The following is a 16,952-nucleotide window of genomic DNA, read 5'->3' as shown; positions in this document are numbered from 1 at the left end:
GATATGCAAAATTTATCAGTTACATTTCCTTTTGATCCCTTCAACACCAACCAAGCTCTTTTAGTGGTGGAAGACAGTGATGAAGATTTTACTGCTTTCACCCGCGTCATTAAAGAAACAGCTTTTGCCATCCCAGTTTATCGTGCCTGTGATGGCGATGATGCTTTGGACTTTTTATACCATCAAGGTTCTTATGGCGATGCCGCTAAATTTCCTCGTCCATCAGTGATTTTAATGGATCTGAATTTGCCCGGAACCGATGGGCGGGAGGTAATTGAGCTTCTTAAGCAAGACAAAGCACTGAAAAGTATTCCCATTGTTGCGCTTACCACCTCATTTAGTCCCAAGGATATTCAAGCTTGTTATTGCTTTGGTGTTAATAGCTATTTGCTCAAACCCATGGGTGTAGAAGCATTCAAAAAAACCATCCAAGATTTTTTGCGTTACTGGTTTGGTACAGTTGTTCTACCCAATAGCGAACACTAATCTATGAAAGAAAGTCAACGCACAATTTTTATCATTGATGACTCGCCGGAAGACAGAATGGTATATCGTCGCTTTCTCGAGCGTAATACCCAATACGATTATGAAATTGTCGAGTTTGAAGAAGCACACGAAGCGCTACAGTGCTGTCAGCAGACTATGCCGGATCTAATTCTATTAGATTTTTTCTTACCAGATGCTAGTGGACTAGAGTTTTTAGAAGAATTAAAAGTGCAAACTGGTAAAAATTATCTACCTGTGGTAATGATGTCTGGACAGGGGGACGAAACCGTCGCAGTTCAAGCAATGAAAAACGGTGCGCTGGATTATCTGGTGAAGGGAAGGTTAAGCTTAGAAGCTCTGAACCGCGCCTGCCATACTGTAATGGAAAGGGTGCGCCTGATGCAGCAGCTAGAACAACAGCAGGAACAGCAAAGGTTAATTGGGGCGATCGCCTTACGCATTCGTAAATCTTTAAGTTTGGATACCGTCTTAAATACGGCAGTAGATGAAATACGTAGTTTCCTCAAGTCAGATCGCATACTTGTATACCACTTTCACCCTGATATGAGTGGCACGATTGTCGCGGAATCTGTACTGCCGGGATGGAAGAGTTTTCTTAATGTCCAACTTCAAGATACGTTTTTATGCGACCACACTGGCAGAGAACACAGCCAATGTAGGCGGTGTGTAGTTGACAATATTTACAAAGCTGGACTTTCTCAATGTGAAATCCAACAATTGGAAAAATTTCAGCTTGTAGCACATTTAATTGTGCCAATTGTTTCCTGCTCTGGGCAATCAGAGCCAGGTGATGTGAGTTGCGATATTGAAAACCCTCTTTGGGGTTTACTGATCGTTCACCAATGTTCTACACCACGTCAATGGCAAAAATCAGAAATAGATTTGTTAGATCAACTTTCCGTACAACTGGCGATCGCCATCCAACAAGCAGAACTCTACCAAAATTTACAAACTCTCAATGCACGCTTAGAAGCTAAAGTTCACGAGCGAGAAGCGATCTTTAATGAATCCGCAGATGCCATTTTTTTGGTAGATGCTGACTCACTGTTGACAATTGATTGCAACCGCCGTGCAGTGGAGTTGTTTGAAGCATCAAGTAAAGAGGAACTGCTCGATATTAATGGGCAAATATTGCATCGTCATCAATTGACGAACCAAGAGTTAGAAGAACTCACAGACGAAATCAATACACATGGCTTTTGGAGTCGAGAAATTGAGTATCAAAGCCGCAAAGGTAATTGCTTCTGGGGAAACTTAGCTGTTAAGCAAATCAGTGTTGCTAGTAGAGCTATGCAGTTGGTACGAGTTACCGATATTAGCGAACGCAAAAAAACGATGGAACAAATCAGGCGATCGCTCGAAGAAAAAGAAACCTTGCTTAAAGAAATTCACCATCGTGTGAAAAACAACTTGCAAATCATCTCTAGCTTACTAAGAATGCAGTCTAGACGTTCCCTAAATGAAGCCACTTTGATTTTGTTTCAAGAATCTCAAAATCGAGTGCAATCAATGGCTTTGATTCACGAACAACTTTACCAGTCTCCGGATTTATCTCAAATAGATTTTAGCGAATACATTTGTAGTTTGACTGACAACTTGTTTCGTTGCTATGGAGTCAGCCGGGTAATTACACTCAACATTAAAACTAATGGACTTAAACTCACCCTTGATACTGCCATTCCCTGTGGATTAATTATCAACGAACTTGTCTCCAATTCTCTTAAATATGCTTTTCCCACAGGATACAAAGGCGAGATTAACATTTTCCTGGAATCAACTGTAAACAATACTGTTACTCTAACAGTTAGTGACAGCGGTATTGGCATCCCAGAAACTTTAGATTGGCAAAATAGCAACTCTCTAGGTTTAAGAATTGTACGTAATTTAACTAAACAACTTCATGGGAATATTTACCTTGACTGTAGTAACGGTACTACCTTTCACATTAGTTTTTTTCTAGGAGACAGGAGTCCGGAGACAGCCTTAACAAGTAAATTAAATGCTGAAAAAATATGACAAAGAAGCGAATTATTATTGTTGAAGATGAACAGCTAGTTGCAGATGATCTGCGAGAAACTCTGGAATATCTGGGATATAATGTTGTTGCTTTAGTAGCATCTGGGGAAGAAGCAATTGTTCAGGTGGAGTTGATTCAGCCTGATTTAGTATTAATGGATATTCGATTAGCAGGTGAGATGGATGGTGTGGAAGCTTCCCAAGAAATTCAGTCTCGCTTCCATGTACCTGTGGTTTACTTAACTGCTAATGCCGATCGGGCAACTTTAGAGCGAGTGAAAGCTACACACCCTTTTGGGTACGTCATAAAGCCATTTGATGAAAGAACACTTGCTACCACAATTGAGATTGCCTTCTCTCGTCATCAAGCAGAAGTCGGAGTGCATAAAGCTTTAGCTGAAGCCGAGTCTCAAAATCAATTAAAGTCTCAGTATTTGTGTATGGCAGTTCATGAGTTTCGTAATCCCTTAGCAGCAATTAAACTGGGATCTGAATTGCTAAAACACTATGGCGAGCGCATGTCAGAAGATAAAAAACAAAAGCAAATTGAGCGGATTGAATCTGCCACAAATAGCTTGAAATATTTGTTAGACGACGTACTAACATTAGGGCAAGCTGAATCTGGTAAACTTGAGTGTAATCCTGCACCAATGGATATAGTATCTTTCTGCACAGAAATGATTGAAGCTTTGCAGTTGAGTACTACCGAGCAATACCAGATCAGATTTGTCAGACTTGGTAACTGTAGTATTGCCTATCTTGATGAAAAATTATTATGGCATTTGCTCAACAATTTACTTTCTAATGCAATTAAATATTCGCCCAAGGGAGGTGTAGTATCGCTAACACTCTTTTGGGAAGAAGATACTATTTGTTTCCAGGTACAAGATTGGGGAATTGGAATTCCAAAAGAATCTCAAGCAAAGCTCTTTGAACCTTTTCAACGTGCTGGTAACGTCGGTCACATTCAAGGTACGGGTTTAGGACTAGCAATAGTTAAGCAATGTGTCGAGTTACACAAAGGCACAATTAGTTTTGAGAGTGCTATCAACCAAGGTAGCACTTTTGTTGTCAAGTTACCCACTATAAAAGACGCTACAGCTTTTACCAAAAGCCTCTAATTATTAGAGGCTTTTAGTGTTTCATTTATGCGGGATTAACTTGAACAATTAGTGAACGTTTATCAAGCGATTGGACTTTACCGACTGAACTGAGGTCAGTGACAATACGATCTAGCATGTCTCCCGCTTGACCTCGATATTGATTTTCTCTACCTCGTAGACGAATGACAAACTTAACTGAGTCGCCTTTACTCAACCACTGGGTAGCTTGATCGATGCGTAGTTGATAATCAGCTACACCCACGTTTGGACGGAACCGAACTTCCTTGACTGTGGATCTAGCACTCTGGTTCTGACGTTTTTTCTTTTGATACTGAAGCTTACCATAGTTGAGAATCTTCGCTACTGGAGCGTCTTTGCTTTCGGAGACTACAACTAAGTCAAGATCTACGCTCTCTGCTAGCTGTAGAGCCTCACGGGTATCAATCAGACCACGATTGTTATTTTCATGATCAATCAAGAAGACTTGAGGTGATTTGATTTGGGAGTTAATCAGTTGCTTTTGGATGACGATAATGGTTTCCTCTCAATTTTTCAACAGTTGGCTTTGCAATTAATACTAAGGTAACACAAGATTACCTGCACCCTATTCGTGTGGGCTGTTAGGATGGTAATAAACTTCTTGAGCGTCTAAAGTTTTGAACTATAACCTTCATCGGGAAATAGTTTGGTGACATCCAAAAAATTTAAACTCAAGCACCCCAATAACACAAATTAATTAAGTTTTCTCACCGCCAACTGCTGACTGACTGCCATTTGCCGCTGTTGTCAGGAGGTTACGGACTTCTTCATCTGTTGTTTGTGGAAAGTCTTCATACCACAAACCAACACTGTAAAATCTTTTTGGTATTACTGCACAGACAATTTCTTCTACTTTTGCTTGAAGTTGTTGGTAAGTTTCTGGTGCAGATACTGGTACAGCAATCACAATGGAGGCAGGTTGGTAATTACGCAATGCTTCTACGGCAGCACGCATAGTTGCACCTGTTGCTAAACCATCATCTACCAAAATCACAATGCGTCCCTGTATGGTGGGAAAGGGGCGATCCCCTCGATAAAGAGTTTCTCTTCGCTCTAGTTCCTTTGTTTCTTTTGCTGCTACAAGAGTGATAACTTGATTAAAATCGGGTATTGATCGCACAATGTCGTCATTTAATACCTGCACCCCTCCTGATGCGATCGCTCCCATTGCCAGTTCTTCACGCCCTGGAACACCCAGTTTACGTACTACAAACACATCTAAAGGAACATTGAGTGCTTTTGCTACTTCAAAAGCTACAGGTACACCACCCCTCGGTAGAGCTAACACCAGTACATCCGCTCTGTCAGCATATACTGCTAAATCTTTAGCCAAATGTTGACCTGCTGACCTTCGATTTTTAAATTGCATGGTGTTGCGCTCCTGATAGCGTCAAAGAAATTTTTTTCTCAGTATTAACACGTATTTTTCCTTTACTGTGTTTTCTTTTGTTATCTATATTATACCGCGAATACTTTTCTTTCCTCTGACTTTAGTAGGGTACTACTCAATTTTCAAATCTGCTCAACGGATGAGTTGTAAAAACACAGCAAGAAGGGCAAACCATGAGTGAAATTTGCCCCTCTAACTTTTATATTCTAATCAAAATCTAGCCACTTATGCTGCCTGTGGGAAGAGTATCTGCGCAATTTCTGTTTTATTTGCTAGTACCCATACCGAGTAAACATCTTCGATAAATGTGCTGCGACGGATAAGATCCTTGTTGTCGTTCATTCGCACTGTCAGAGTGGTTTGATAAACTCCGTCCAGTACTTGGTGTCCATAGGCAACAACTTGACCAACCTGTCCAGTTGTTTGATGATGAGCATAATCTCCGATCTTTAACATAGTCTGGCTCCCTGATTGATTTTAGTTATTCGTGTTTTGAGATTAAGCGGCAATAAACGGCTCCATAGCTCTAGATTGAGATAGCAGTTGAGTGTAGAGTACACTCAATCGCGATGCGACACTCTGCCAACTGAAGGCGATTTCTACTCTTTGCCTACCTGCTTGTCCTAATTCGTCTCGCCATGCTGTATTGGTGAGAATACGGTCAATTGCAGCTGCAAAAGCTACTTCATCTTTTGGCGGTACGAGTAACCCAGTAATTTCAGGTACGACTGTAAACTGTAACCCACCTACGTCACTGGCTATGACCGGAGTTTGACTAGCCATTGCTTCGATGGTGACTAAGCCAAATGGTTCGTAATGACTGGGTACAACACAAACATCAGCAGCAGCATAGTAAAAGGGAAGAACTGTCTCATCTAAACGACCAGGAAACGTGGTGCAATTTAAGAGTCCTAATTGAGACACAATTGCGGCAATGCGATCGCGTTCAATTCCATCACTACATCCAGGGCGACTACCACCGCCAATCACTAACTGTAGGTTAGTGCGTCCGCGTAAATTGGACTTTGCGATCGCTCGCACTAGTGTCTCAATTCCTTTACGTGGATCAAAACGTCCGACGTAGAGAACCATCTTTGCATCTGCGGCAATTCCTAGCTTTTGTCGTGCGTCGGAACGTTGAATTCCGCCAAACTTTTCAATATCTGTACCACAAGGGATCACTTCTATTTTTCCTTGGGTAGAGACAAGTCCTCGCATATGACTTTGTTCTTGCGGGCTAGTAGCTACTACTCGATCTACAGTTTCTAGACAGGCTTTTTCCACTGCTAATCTGAGAGTGGCGATCGCTGGAATAGCGCTGATACTTCTATATTTGACTGTTCCTAAAGAATGGTATGTATGCACCTGAATCAGCGGCTGGTGCTTTTTCAGTTCCATACCCACCCAAGAGGACAACCAGTAATTTGTGTGAATTAGGGGGTAATAAAATCCTTGTTTTTGCTGGAATTTTTGGAATTCTGCAATAAACTCTGGTAAATATTCAAATAAATCATCTCGTCCTATAAACTCGGCAGGTCCAGTCTTTAATCTGATAGTACGACAGTTCGGGCTATGTTGAATGATGGCTGCTTGCTCAGGATTACTCCGGCGAGTGAACATATCCACTTGCCAACCTTGTTGCGCCAATGCGTAGCCGACTTGACGCACATAAACATTTTGACCCCCAGCCTCTTCTTGACCAATCTCTGCAGCGGGATCACCATCAACAGACAGGAGTGCGATACGATATTTTTGAGTCAGGAGCATAGTTTTACTTCACCTCTAGGCAAGTTTTCCTGCCTCCGACACCAGATTTTTAAAGACGTTAATGTAACGTCTTCAATATTGTTTTTTCTAGATCAAAGGCAGGTATAGCGAAGCGCGGACAAACCAGCCAAGGACACTGACGAGAACAAGACATTACTTTTAAGAATGCTGCTCGTTCAGTCTCCCCTCAATGCCGACGAAGTTAGCTGACGGGCTAGGACTGAGAGATGTCCTTCTCTAATAGATATTAGAGATACGCCCCATATATGGTTCCTCCGTTCCCAGCATGCTTGAACATAGTTATGTTTTGGTAACAAGCTTAGGATTAGGCAGACTGCTTTTATACTTTTTCCAGATTCTACTTGTAAAAATACCAGATGTCAATCTTTTTCACAACTAACTTCTGCAAGGTATATAGGTTAATGCTTTCAACCATCTTTCATAATTAGCTCAAGCATTATTTTCCTGTAAAACAATTATCAATATCTGGTATATAGTTGTAAACTCTGACTTGTAGATTTAAATATATTATGGTTGTTATGTTACGGTAGATTAAATTTTGCAAATATTATCGCAACTGCGTGCTTTTGTATGGTAAAGGCTTAGCTTCTGTAAGCTCTAAATTATCAAGGTTTTGCACAATCCGTAATTGATTTAGCTTTCGATGGTGATCTCCGTCATTTGAATTAGCATATAAAAGCACCTCGTCCCTTTCTTCTACCAATAGATAGATATAGGGCTACTATTTAATTTTTGAAATACTTGTAGGCAATGCCCACCAAAACCTAGATGTGTACAGCATAGTACCTACTACTTTTGTGTATTTATAATAAATTTTTGGTATAATTTATTACGTTTCGTGCAATAATCAAGCTGTCTAAATAAGATTTTTGTTGGTCACCAGACGAGTGTGTGTAATCAGTATTCTTCCAAACTACACTAAAAGTAGGAGAAATTTCTAGCGTGTGCAATCTATGATACCAGCCATAAGCAATGTATTTATCCGGGTTAGTGGACACTTGAAGAAAATTTGTGCCATACATTCCTGTTTTTTCACTACCTTTGACAATACATTCATCTTTATCAATCGGTTGATAGGGACCAGTAATATGATCAGATATATACCAGTACAGTGACGAACTTGTAACTCTCTTATGCTTCACTTGTTGTAACCATTTTGGATTCATCAACATTTTGAAGCACGAAAAAAATAAGTGATACTTGCCCTCTTTATATATAACCTGTGGTCTTTCCAGATGATAGTAAGGCCAATGCTCTGCTGTATCGGTTGGTGCTTCTATAACTGGCGGTAGCAATTTATAAGGACCGGAAATTTCCGAAGCAGAAGCTAAACCAACACATCCTTGAAAGTTCCCAGATACTTTTGAGGATGCACAAATAAACATGTAATATTTGCCAGTATTCTCATCTTTAAAGATATACGGGTCGCGCCAATGATAATGTTGTGTCCAACTACTCCTTCCATACCAAGGGTCATCATCTTCTGCTTTTAATAAATAATTTTGAGAATAGCGAGAATAGTGCAAACCATCTTGAGAAATTGCTAACCCAATTGCTTCATTTTTGTTGTGAGGAAATTCTTTACCCCCAGCTGAATAAAACAAGTAGTATATATCTTTCTCTTTATAAGCACAACCTGCTAATATTCTTCCTGATTCCCAGTCATTGTTAGGATCTGGTTCTAAAATAGTTCCTAAATCTTGCCAATTATGTAAATCATTAGAAATAGCACCACAGATTTTACTAGTTGCCCACCAAGGATTTGCTCCTTCTACCCCTCGCAAGTAGAATAGGCGATATATATCCCCATCTTTTAAAATCCAAGGATCCCAATTCATTGGTTCACCTTGGCGAAAAAAGCGTAATATTTTTGTAACTGTTTCTGCTATTTTTATTTGACTCCGCTCTACTAAGCTTGCTGTATCTAAAACTGGATTTTTTAGGGGTAGTGGTTCGATGGTACTGATAATTTTTTGATACAGTGGACTTACTTTTGTGTGAAAGTTTTTTAGGTTTTGCTGCATAGGTTAATGAAAGCTATTTTGGTTGAGCGTCGGTTAAGCTAATCTTGCCATCATCAGCAAAAATTGCCCATTGTGGATCGGATATTCCGCCGACAAAATGTCCGCCTTCGTCTTCTTTTTGAAACCCATAGAATACAGGGTGAAGTTCTGTTTCTGGGTTAACAAGTTTACCAGCATATAAGTATTGACAGAGTAGGTTTGCTGGTTCGTTCTCCCAAGGAATGCGATCGTAACTAACCTTACTTCGATCTTTTATGGGCTGAGAGCGAACATAACAAGTTACTCCTATAGGTATTTTATGTGTAAAGAAATGGCTCCAGTGAGGACCAAATAAAAGATACAAACGCCAGTAATTACCATCGTTCGTCTTGCGCCAGAAAACCTGCGGAACCTCTAAAAGATAAAACTCATCACTTCTATACAAAATTTTATAAGGTTCATCTTGCCAATCAGACAAATTTGATGAGGTGGCTACTGCTACCACACCCCCCGCATCGGGAGCAGAATCTTTAGGACGTGCGCAAATAAAAGCATAATACTGTCCGTTGATATCATCTTTTATAACATAAGGGTCACGCCAGTTACTACCATCAAATTCACTATCAATTCCAGGATTAGGAATCACAGGTTTTTCCAAACTAGCGGCTGTCCTTGTCCAGTTTTCTAAATCTGAAGAAGTGGCGATACCAATGTTTTGTGGTGTACGTCGTTCCTGAGGAGTTTCCACTAATAAATCTTCTTTACGTTTACCTGTGTAAAACAGATAGTAAAGACCGTCATTGTGAAGGATACTCCCTGTCCAAATTACATGATTATCCCAGACATTTGCCTCTCTTCTTTGTAGCGCTGGTTCGTTTACGTCTATTTCTTTCCAGCCGTGTTCTGTTAATATAGCATGACCAACTGATGTTTGATCGTGTCGTTTTTCAGGATTGTAAGCACAACCAAGTTGTGAAGCTTGGAGAAAAAAAATGTGTAGTGTTTTCTCTTTTTGCGCAAACCAAAAATCCCAGCAATACTTGTTGCGAGGTTGCCAAGGCATAGTTTTCATCGTCTAAACATTTGAATAATTTGAAGTTTATCATTAAAGGTTTAATTATGGCTATATACTATGCTTACCTCTAAAGGCATAAGTCAAAATGTAGATTTTGTATTAGGCGTAAATGTAAATTTATAACAAATTATTGTTATAGCTTTGACTTTTGTTTACTCCTGATGTTAAATTATTGATTAACCAATCAATCAAGAAGTTTATGCCTCAACGCGACGAGCAAGACTTTGAAGGTCGGCGACAGCAGATTATTGACGGTGCATTGCAGGTGTTTGCCAGCAAGGGTTTTGAGAAAGCGACTAACAAAGATATTGCAGCGGCGTCAGGAATTGGCTCACCTGGTTTGATTTACCACTACTTTAAAGATAAAAGTGACTTATTTCAGCAAGTAGTTGAGCAACGCTTACCTGTACTGCAATTGCTAACGCACAGTGAAGAGGAAATGATGAGTAAACCTCCCCAAGAGGTACTGTTCATCTTTGCTAAAGCGTTTCTTAAAGTCGCAGAGAATCCACAATCAGTTGCGCTAATGAAACTCCTACTTTCTGAAGCGTTCCGACAACCCCAAATAGCTCAGATGTTTAACACTATTGGACCTAGTCGTTCCATTGCTTTCTTAACTCGCTATTTGGCTGTGCAAATGTCAGCTGGAGTACTTAAACCTATGGACCCAAGAGTAGCAGCACGCTGTTTCATCGGTCCTTTAGTTGTATATATGCTTACCCGTGAAGTATTCCTACAATCTGATTCTCAAGATATTAGTATTGATACGATGGTAGCAGGAGCCGTGGAGATTTTCCTTCAAGGTATGCAGGTTCCCACACCAACCTTTTATCAACAAGCTGAAAAGCATTCTTTTGTGTTAAATCAAGTTGATTAATTAGTCAATCAAACATGTGATTAAATTTCATTACTACAGGTCGTTATGACACAAACGCCGACCGAACCAACCAATACAGACGCTATGAATCGCGTCTCGAAAGAGGCTCCCATTAATTCTGTTAGTGATTCTCAGCAATCCCCACCCCAGCCCGAACCAGAAAAACCCAAGAAGCGACGTATTCCTAAACCAGTAGTGATTTTAGGAGCGATCGCACTTCTTGCTGGCAGTGGATACGGCATCTACCGGGGATTTTTTTACCACGAACCCGATGGCTTGTTTTTAAGCGGGCGGATAGAAGGTTACGAAACCGATATATCCGCCAAAATTGGCGGTAGGGTTACTAACGTAGCCGTTAGAGAAGGAGATGTAGTAAAACCAAATCAGCCCTTAGTACAAATAGACGACTCTGAACTACGCGCCCAACTTCAGGGAGCAGCCGCCAGAGTCAAAGCAGCACAAGAAAGATTAGAACGTGCCCGTCAGCAATTACCCGTACTCGAAGCACAACTACAGCAAGCCAATCTCATCACCCAACAAGCATATCAAGAAAGCCAAGGTAGAGTATTAGAAGCAGAAAACGCTGTAGCAACAACCCGCGCCCAACTAGCAGAAGCCAGGGAAAGCTTAAGCCTAGCCAAGATCAGACAAAGACGCAGTAGTTACTTATATAACCAAGGTGCGATCGCTGCCCAACAAATAGACGAAGATAATGCAGCATTAAACACAGCCCAAGCCCGTGTAAATGCTGCACAACAGCAAGTTAAATCTGCTCAAGGAAGACTAACACAAGCGCAAGCCACACTGCGCAATCCACCAATTCGTGCCGCAGCAGCCCTACAAATTGAAAAACAAATAGCACAAGCCCGCACCGATATTACAGTAGCACAACAAGACGTGCGCGATGCCCAAGCAACACAGGCACAAGTCCAAGCAAACTTAAACTACCTAAAAATCAACAGCCCCCTCACAGGCAACGTCATCACCCGTTCAGTAGAACCAGGCGAAGTAGTAGCAGCAGGTGCGCCCTTAATCACAATAGTAAACCTAGACAACCTCTACCTTCGAGGCTTTATACCAGAAGGAGAAATAGGTAAAGTCAAACTAGGACAACCAGGACTAGTATACCTAGACGCCTTTCCCAAACAACCACTACAAGCAACAGTCACCCGTGTAGATCCCAAAGCCAGCTTCACCCCAGAAAACACCTACTTCAAAAAAGACCGAGTCACCCAAGTATTCGGCGTAGAACTCACCCTCAAAAACCCCCAAGGATTAGCCAAACCAGGAATGCCAGCAGATGGCAGAATCCTCATAGCAGAGGAGCAACGGAGTAGGGGAGTAGGGGAGTAGGGCAGAAAAATTCTTCCTTCTCTACATCCACCATTCAAATCAAACAGATAAACTCTGATTTACTCTTTCTTGGCGTACTTCGCGTCTTCGCGATTCATAAAAAATGAAAGTCTCACCCCAAACGCTCACCCAACAAAAACACACAAACCCCCCCGTAATCTCCATCCGAGATTTACATCACACCTACAACAAACAAACAACCGAAGCCGTAGCAGGAATCAACCTAGACATATACGCTGGCGAAATATTCGGACTAGTCGGACCAGATGGAGCCGGCAAAACCACAACATTCCAAATCCTTTCAGGCGTAATGCTACAAAAAAGCGGCATAGTCGAAGTTCTCAACTCCCAACCAGCAAACGTGCGTCTGCAAATGGGCTACCTAACCCAACGCTTTAGTCTCTACCAAGACATGAGCATCTGGGAAAACTTGCGCTATGCAGCAGGATTACACGAAGTTAGCGAAACCACCTTCACAACCCGTAGCCAACATTACCTAAACTTACTAGACCTAGCACAATTCAAACAACGCCTAGCCGGAAAACTATCCGGAGAATGAAACAGAAACTCGCCTTATGCTGTGCGCTAATTCACCAACCGAAAATCTTACTCTTAGACGAGCCTACCACAGGCGTAGATCCAGTATCACGGCGTGAATTTTGGGACATTTTAGCACAGCTAGCAGCAACATCCGGCATGACCACAGTAGTTGCTACCCCTATTTCCTCTATGCCCACCTTTATCCAATGGCTCTCTTATCTTGATCCCCTGCGCTATTTTATCGAAGTCTGTCGCGGGATGTTACTTAAGGGAGTTGGCATCGAAACGCTTTGGCCTCAAGTACTAATTTTACTACTTTTCGCCACAGTTTTGATGACTCTTAGTATTCGTCAATTCCGACGGCAGTTGAGTTAAAAAGCTATGATCGGTTTTATTTTGAAGGAACAAGTTGCCAGTTTGACATTTATTCTAACGGGCAACTTATTCCTCTAAGCAAGAGAAAAACGATGTTTCCTCAGCTTGCTATACCCCAATTGGCTGAGCAGAAGTTGGAATCATAGATGGATCGATCGCAATCCCTAAACCTGCTGCACACGACCGCGATCACCCGCCGTTAACGAGTTCTAATTATCTGAAACTGGAATACCTTCAGCGGTTGTTAGTATTTTAGGATTAGCCATAGTGGGTGCTTTTTCTCTCCTTTTACACTTCCGTTCAGCCGATTGAGCATGAACTTACAGATCGTTGTTTTACTTGTAGTCGTTATGAGTTTGTTTTTAACCTATACTCGATATGACTTCGGATAAGATTTATTTGGAGGAGATGGAAACAAATCTTCATATTCAAAAGCGTCTTGTCACAGTTGTTATGTCGTCCCCTACACTCAGTCCCAGTATAAAATAGGGCGATCGCGATCATAATTAAAGAATTAATCACCAGGCATTTATTTCCACAACAGAGGTTATATCTATGGTTCGTGCTTACGCAGCTTTTCAACAGCGTCAAGAACTCAAACCGATTGAATACGATTTTGAACCACTAGGCAGTGATGAAGTAGAAATTGATTTTGTTTATAAAACTTTATACTTGGTCAAAAGTAAATTACTCTTTTTGTAGAGAGAAGCAGCGATCGCCGTAAAGTTTTTGATTGAGTCTGACAAAACTAATATGAAACGAGAGCCATTGCGTGATTCTCTAGCCGATATTCTGCTACCTGTAGCCTTAATTTTCGGTTTAATTCTACTGTTAAATCTTAACGTTGGGCAAAGCAACGAAGCCGCAACGTTTGAAAGTCCTTTGGAATTATGGCTCAGGTTGATTGCTGGTTATTTAGCTGCTGCAACAGAAATTGCCGCCGCAGTAGTAGTTGCTGGTGCTGTGATCCGTGGAATTACTGCCTATGTACGTCAATTATTCTCTCGCGCTAAACAACATTTTGATTCTACCGAATTAATCCGCCTCAAATTGGGACGGGGGCTGGCATTGGGATTAGAATTTACCGTTGCTAGTGATATTCTGCGTACAGCGGTTGCGCCTAATCGTCAGGATATTTTAAACTTGGGGGCGATCGTCTTGTTACGAACTTTACTGAATTACTTTTTAGAGCGCGAAATTAGGCAGGGTGAGCAAAACCGAGCGGAACGGGTAAGCAATGAGAGAGAATCATGAGCTAATACTATTGTAAGGGCAAACTGTTGTTCGCCCCCAAAAGTATATTGGATTTGAAAAACGTGCTTAGCTCTACTTAGTTGCGGCTATTGCTGAGAACAACTCCACTGCGCAGGTGTCCATTAGTTTTAGCAAATCGCTCGGCTAAAATTTGTCGGTAAACAGCTTCATAACCATCTGTCATGTGCGCAACACCAAAAAGGTTAGAGACATGCTTGCGACAAGTATAGCGATCAAGTTCGGCAACTTTGCTAACTGCTTCAACACATTCGTCAACGTTACTGCAAAGGAAACCTGTTTTTTCGTGAAGGATTACTTCTTTTGTCGAGCCTAGATTCATAGCAATAACTGGTGTACCCGCAGCCATTGATTCAGCCATTACTAATCCAAAAGGTTCTCGCCAAGTGATGGGGAATAAAGTTGCTACTGCGCCACCCATTAATGCATTTTTTTGCTCGTGGTTTGCTTCACCGAGATACTCAATCTGCTTACCATCAATGTGCGGCTTGATTTCCTGTTCAAAATACTCTACATCAACTACGTCTACTTTACCTGCCATTTTCAAGTGCCAACCTGCTTTTTTAGCAATGGCGATCGCCTTGTGCGTTCCCTTCTCTGGCGAGATTCTACCCAGAAACGCTAAGTATGGCGGATTTTCAGGTTGGGCATAAAACTCATAACTGCTGATGTCAATACCGTTGTAGACTGTTGCTACACAATTTAGTTCTAACCTTGGTTCCCGCTGTGCATCGGAAATACTGACATAGGGTTGATGTTTATGGTATTTAAACATCTTTTCATTGTCAGGGGTAAAAATCCCGTGCAAGGTGTGAACAGTGGGTGTTTTTACCAAGTTGGCATAGGGCAATGCGGCAATCCCCATGTGCGAGTGAATAATATCAAACTCGTCTGCATACTGATACACCCGACTCAGGTGCAACATTTCATAAACGCCGTACTCCTTCACAGTAGAGTCGAGCCTTAGCGCACAGGGATGAACTGATTCAAGTTTAGCCAAACTGATAGAATCACCCGATGCAAATAGCGTTACTTCATGCCCACGCCGGACTAGTTCATCAGTCAGTAACCCCACTACTAGCTCTATGCCACCGTAAGCTGGAGGCGGTACTCTCTCCCATAGGGGAGCTACCTGAGCAATCCGCATAAAAAACCTCCCAAGAAGTAAGTTTTAAACTAAAAGTGTTTACTTTCTGACTAACGAATTAATTCTCATCACTAACACTAAGGGCGTGTTAATTTTTGCGATGACTTTATTAAGTCTTTGTTACTTAATACTTTAGTTTGTTCTCTATATAGTTTTCTTCTACCTTAAGATGGTAAATTATGATTAATAAAACTAATAGATTTTAAATATTTTCTATTAAATATACTTTTTAGCTCTCTCTAGTGAATGATGACAAATAACTTAAAATAGGCTTAAATAGATTGAATATTCCCATAAGAATACGACCAAAGTTGTATGAAAATGCAGAATGCAACTTAATTAATACGGGTTAGACAGATACTTGTAACCTGCAAAAATTTACTTCAATCGCTAGAATAGTGTTAAAGATAAAGTGCATTGTGGTATCGGAACTAAAGGTTAAGCACCTTAATTACTGGCACTTTTGTGAGGAGATGTTGCGTTGGAATTGACTTCCCCACTCACTTAACTTGAAAAACTGACTTTAATTATCAGCTTATGAATAGACTGAAATTGAACATAACCACTTTGTGGTTGGGCGTATTTACATTGCTTGTTGGTTACTGGCTTGTAGTTAACTTAGTCATGTAAATAACTGAAAATAATAGGTCTTCCATTGAAGAAGACCTATTATTTGTTGGTATTTGTTTGCTAAATCTCGCGTACGTACCTTACCTGAAGGATCTGTAGCGTGGATCAATTCTTCTGGCTGTTCAGTTGCTAGGCGCTCAATTACCTGCTCAGTTCCAAGTCGATGCTGCTGCTTGAATTCACCTAGTTGCACGGGCTTACCTGTTTGCGCTGACTGAATAAATTGCACTGATAATGCGAATATCTGCCCACCTTTGGGCACCAGACGGTAGGCAATCATCAAGTTGACATTGCGATCGCGGCAAGCTTGAATCATCTGGAGGCACTCTTGTTCTGTTACTGCCATTGACTAGAAACTCAATTACCCATATCCATCCTCCTATTGATTGAGTATATGGATTAAGTAAATTTTGAAATACTATAATATATATGGACTCAACGACTAAGCCAAAGCGAAAAAAGACAAAGAATTAGTTTGAAAGCGTCTCATAGCAATCATTTTAGGTAGTTTGTAGATCTAGTTTACCTTGAGCATAATTACTTATTCAAAAAAAAACGAAAAAATTTTTGCCAAACCCTTGACACTTCGCTAAGGAATAGTTATCTTAGATAAGTGCCGACAAGAAAGACGGCAACCGAACCGAGAAAAATCAATAGTTTGAAAGCTTTTACGAAAGAAATCCTCGTCAAGAAACTTAAATTGGGTTAAACCAAGAAAGAAATCAAGACAGTAGATCTGTTCCGGTGGAACGGATCTACTCCAGAATCAAAACGGAGAGTTTGATCCTGGCTCAGGATGAACGCTGGCGGTATGCTTAACACATGCAAGTCGAACGG

General features: G+C 41.0%; 17 protein-coding genes, 1 rRNA gene and 1 riboswitch. Of the genes, 10 read left to right on the top strand and 8 right to left on the bottom strand.

The genetic code is table 11. The annotated features are described in order from the left end of the window. The first annotated feature begins 3 nt into the window (after nt 1-3). Genes ICL16_RS29825 through ICL16_RS29815 form a run of 3 tightly spaced genes read left to right on the top strand, consistent with a single transcriptional unit; the run spans nt 4 to nt 3,644 of the window. Nucleotides 4-486 carry a response regulator gene (locus ICL16_RS29825; RefSeq protein WP_190835220.1) on the top strand — a complete coding sequence of 161 codons (483 nt, stop codon included), beginning with the start codon at nt 4-6 and terminating at the stop codon, nt 484-486. A gap of 3 nt (nt 487-489) precedes the next feature. After that, complete coding sequence (locus ICL16_RS29820) at nt 490-2,523, top strand: histidine kinase dimerization/phosphoacceptor domain -containing protein (protein ID WP_190835219.1); 2,034 nt, start codon at nt 490-492, stop codon at nt 2,521-2,523. Then, nucleotides 2,520-3,644, top strand: a complete 1,125-nt coding sequence (locus ICL16_RS29815) for a hybrid sensor histidine kinase/response regulator (protein WP_190835218.1) — start codon at nt 2,520-2,522, stop codon at nt 3,642-3,644. The genes ICL16_RS29820 and ICL16_RS29815 overlap by 4 nt, the downstream gene beginning before the upstream one ends. Nucleotides 3,645-3,669: 25 nt before the next feature. On the opposite strand, the gene infC is transcribed toward ICL16_RS29815, so the two are convergent. From infC to ICL16_RS29785, 6 genes are all read right to left on the bottom strand, one after another. Then, entirely contained in the window at nt 3,670-4,137 is a 468-nt protein-coding gene (infC, locus tag ICL16_RS29810) for a translation initiation factor IF-3 (protein WP_337907154.1), read from the bottom strand. 225 nt (nt 4,138-4,362) lie between these two features. Continuing rightward, nucleotides 4,363-5,034 (bottom strand): phosphoribosyltransferase, encoded by a 672-nt coding sequence (locus ICL16_RS29805; RefSeq protein WP_190835217.1) that lies wholly within the window; start codon nt 5,032-5,034, stop codon nt 4,363-4,365. Between the two features lie 246 nt (nt 5,035-5,280). Further along, on the bottom strand, nt 5,281-5,511 hold the full coding sequence (locus ICL16_RS29800) for a hypothetical protein (RefSeq protein ID WP_190835216.1): 231 nt from the start codon (nt 5,509-5,511) through the stop codon (nt 5,281-5,283). 42 nt (nt 5,512-5,553) lie between these two features. Continuing rightward, nucleotides 5,554-6,822, bottom strand: a complete 1,269-nt coding sequence (locus ICL16_RS29795; protein ID WP_190835215.1) for a glycosyltransferase — start codon at nt 6,820-6,822, stop codon at nt 5,554-5,556. Between the two features lie 176 nt (nt 6,823-6,998). Then, nucleotides 6,999-7,129: riboswitch (cyclic di-AMP (ydaO/yuaA leader) on the bottom strand. 517 nt (nt 7,130-7,646) lie between these two features. Then, on the bottom strand, nt 7,647-8,867 hold the full coding sequence (locus ICL16_RS29790; protein WP_190835214.1) for a family 43 glycosylhydrolase: 1,221 nt from the start codon (nt 8,865-8,867) through the stop codon (nt 7,647-7,649). 13 nt (nt 8,868-8,880) lie between these two features. Continuing rightward, nucleotides 8,881-9,909, bottom strand: coding sequence for a glycoside hydrolase family protein (locus ICL16_RS29785; protein WP_190835213.1), 1,029 nt, complete (start codon nt 9,907-9,909; stop codon nt 8,881-8,883). Between the two features lie 211 nt (nt 9,910-10,120). Here ICL16_RS29785 and ICL16_RS29780 point away from each other — a divergent pair, with 211 nt between their 5' ends. The 6 genes from ICL16_RS29780 (at nt 10,121) to ICL16_RS29755 (ending at nt 14,320) form a co-directional block, all read left to right on the top strand. After that, complete coding sequence (locus ICL16_RS29780; RefSeq protein WP_190835212.1) at nt 10,121-10,798, top strand: TetR/AcrR family transcriptional regulator; 678 nt, start codon at nt 10,121-10,123, stop codon at nt 10,796-10,798. 45 nt (nt 10,799-10,843) lie between these two features. Further along, a complete protein-coding gene (locus ICL16_RS29775; protein ID WP_190835211.1) occupies nt 10,844-12,151 on the top strand; it encodes an HlyD family secretion protein in 1,308 nt (435 codons plus the stop codon). A gap of 103 nt (nt 12,152-12,254) precedes the next feature. Next, nucleotides 12,255-12,710, top strand: coding sequence for an ATP-binding cassette domain-containing protein (locus ICL16_RS29770; RefSeq protein ID WP_475579979.1), 456 nt, complete (start codon nt 12,255-12,257; stop codon nt 12,708-12,710). Further along, nucleotides 12,707-13,066 (top strand): ABC transporter permease, encoded by a 360-nt coding sequence (locus ICL16_RS48035; RefSeq protein WP_475579978.1) that lies wholly within the window; start codon nt 12,707-12,709, stop codon nt 13,064-13,066. Before ICL16_RS29770 ends, ICL16_RS48035 begins: the two co-directional genes overlap by 4 nt. A gap of 555 nt (nt 13,067-13,621) precedes the next feature. Then, a complete protein-coding gene (locus tag ICL16_RS29760) occupies nt 13,622-13,768 on the top strand; it encodes a hypothetical protein (RefSeq protein WP_190835210.1) in 147 nt (48 codons plus the stop codon). A gap of 51 nt (nt 13,769-13,819) precedes the next feature. After that, on the top strand, nt 13,820-14,320 hold the full coding sequence (locus tag ICL16_RS29755; protein ID WP_190835209.1) for a DUF1622 domain-containing protein: 501 nt from the start codon (nt 13,820-13,822) through the stop codon (nt 14,318-14,320). Between the two features lie 76 nt (nt 14,321-14,396). Here the strand turns inward: ICL16_RS29755 and ICL16_RS29750 are convergent, their stop codons facing one another. Together ICL16_RS29750 and ICL16_RS29745 are read right to left on the bottom strand one after the other, a co-directional pair. Beyond that, complete coding sequence (locus ICL16_RS29750; RefSeq protein ID WP_190835208.1) at nt 14,397-15,485, bottom strand: glycosyltransferase family 4 protein; 1,089 nt, start codon at nt 15,483-15,485, stop codon at nt 14,397-14,399. Nucleotides 15,486-16,107: 622 nt separating this feature from the next. Further along, nucleotides 16,108-16,461, bottom strand: a complete 354-nt coding sequence (locus tag ICL16_RS29745) for a hypothetical protein (RefSeq protein WP_190835207.1) — start codon at nt 16,459-16,461, stop codon at nt 16,108-16,110. Between the two features lie 422 nt (nt 16,462-16,883). Here ICL16_RS29745 and ICL16_RS29740 point away from each other — a divergent pair. Continuing rightward, nucleotides 16,884-16,952: ribosomal RNA gene (locus ICL16_RS29740) — 16S ribosomal RNA — on the top strand; the annotation flags it as partial.

The organism is Iningainema tapete BLCC-T55, assembly GCF_014698965.1.
GTDB lineage: Bacteria > Cyanobacteriota > Cyanobacteriia > Cyanobacteriales > Nostocaceae > Iningainema > Iningainema tapete.
Note: the sequence above shows the minus strand (reverse complement) of the source record. Positions and strands in the feature narration are given on the sequence as shown.

Coding starts and splice junctions, on each gene's coding strand:
- ICL16_RS29825 (WP_190835220.1), top strand. CDS start 4: ATGCAAAATTTATCAGTTACATTTCCTTTTGATCCCTTCAACACCAAC.
- ICL16_RS29820 (WP_190835219.1), top strand. CDS start 490: ATGAAAGAAAGTCAACGCACAATTTTTATCATTGATGACTCGCCGGAA.
- ICL16_RS29815 (WP_190835218.1), top strand. CDS start 2,520: ATGACAAAGAAGCGAATTATTATTGTTGAAGATGAACAGCTAGTTGCA.
- ICL16_RS29805 (WP_190835217.1), bottom strand. CDS start 5,034: ATGCAATTTAAAAATCGAAGGTCAGCAGGTCAACATTTGGCTAAAGAT.
- ICL16_RS29800 (WP_190835216.1), bottom strand. CDS start 5,511: ATGTTAAAGATCGGAGATTATGCTCATCATCAAACAACTGGACAGGTT.
- ICL16_RS29795 (WP_190835215.1), bottom strand. CDS start 6,822: ATGCTCCTGACTCAAAAATATCGTATCGCACTCCTGTCTGTTGATGGT.
- ICL16_RS29790 (WP_190835214.1), bottom strand. CDS start 8,867: ATGCAGCAAAACCTAAAAAACTTTCACACAAAAGTAAGTCCACTGTAT.
- ICL16_RS29785 (WP_190835213.1), bottom strand. CDS start 9,909: ATGCCTTGGCAACCTCGCAACAAGTATTGCTGGGATTTTTGGTTTGCG.
- ICL16_RS29780 (WP_190835212.1), top strand. CDS start 10,121: ATGCCTCAACGCGACGAGCAAGACTTTGAAGGTCGGCGACAGCAGATT.
- ICL16_RS29775 (WP_190835211.1), top strand. CDS start 10,844: ATGACACAAACGCCGACCGAACCAACCAATACAGACGCTATGAATCGC.
- ICL16_RS29770 (WP_475579979.1), top strand. CDS start 12,255: ATGAAAGTCTCACCCCAAACGCTCACCCAACAAAAACACACAAACCCC.
- ICL16_RS48035 (WP_475579978.1), top strand. CDS start 12,707: ATGAAACAGAAACTCGCCTTATGCTGTGCGCTAATTCACCAACCGAAA.
- ICL16_RS29760 (WP_190835210.1), top strand. CDS start 13,622: ATGGTTCGTGCTTACGCAGCTTTTCAACAGCGTCAAGAACTCAAACCG.
- ICL16_RS29755 (WP_190835209.1), top strand. CDS start 13,820: ATGAAACGAGAGCCATTGCGTGATTCTCTAGCCGATATTCTGCTACCT.
- ICL16_RS29750 (WP_190835208.1), bottom strand. CDS start 15,485: ATGCGGATTGCTCAGGTAGCTCCCCTATGGGAGAGAGTACCGCCTCCA.
- ICL16_RS29745 (WP_190835207.1), bottom strand. CDS start 16,461: ATGGCAGTAACAGAACAAGAGTGCCTCCAGATGATTCAAGCTTGCCGC.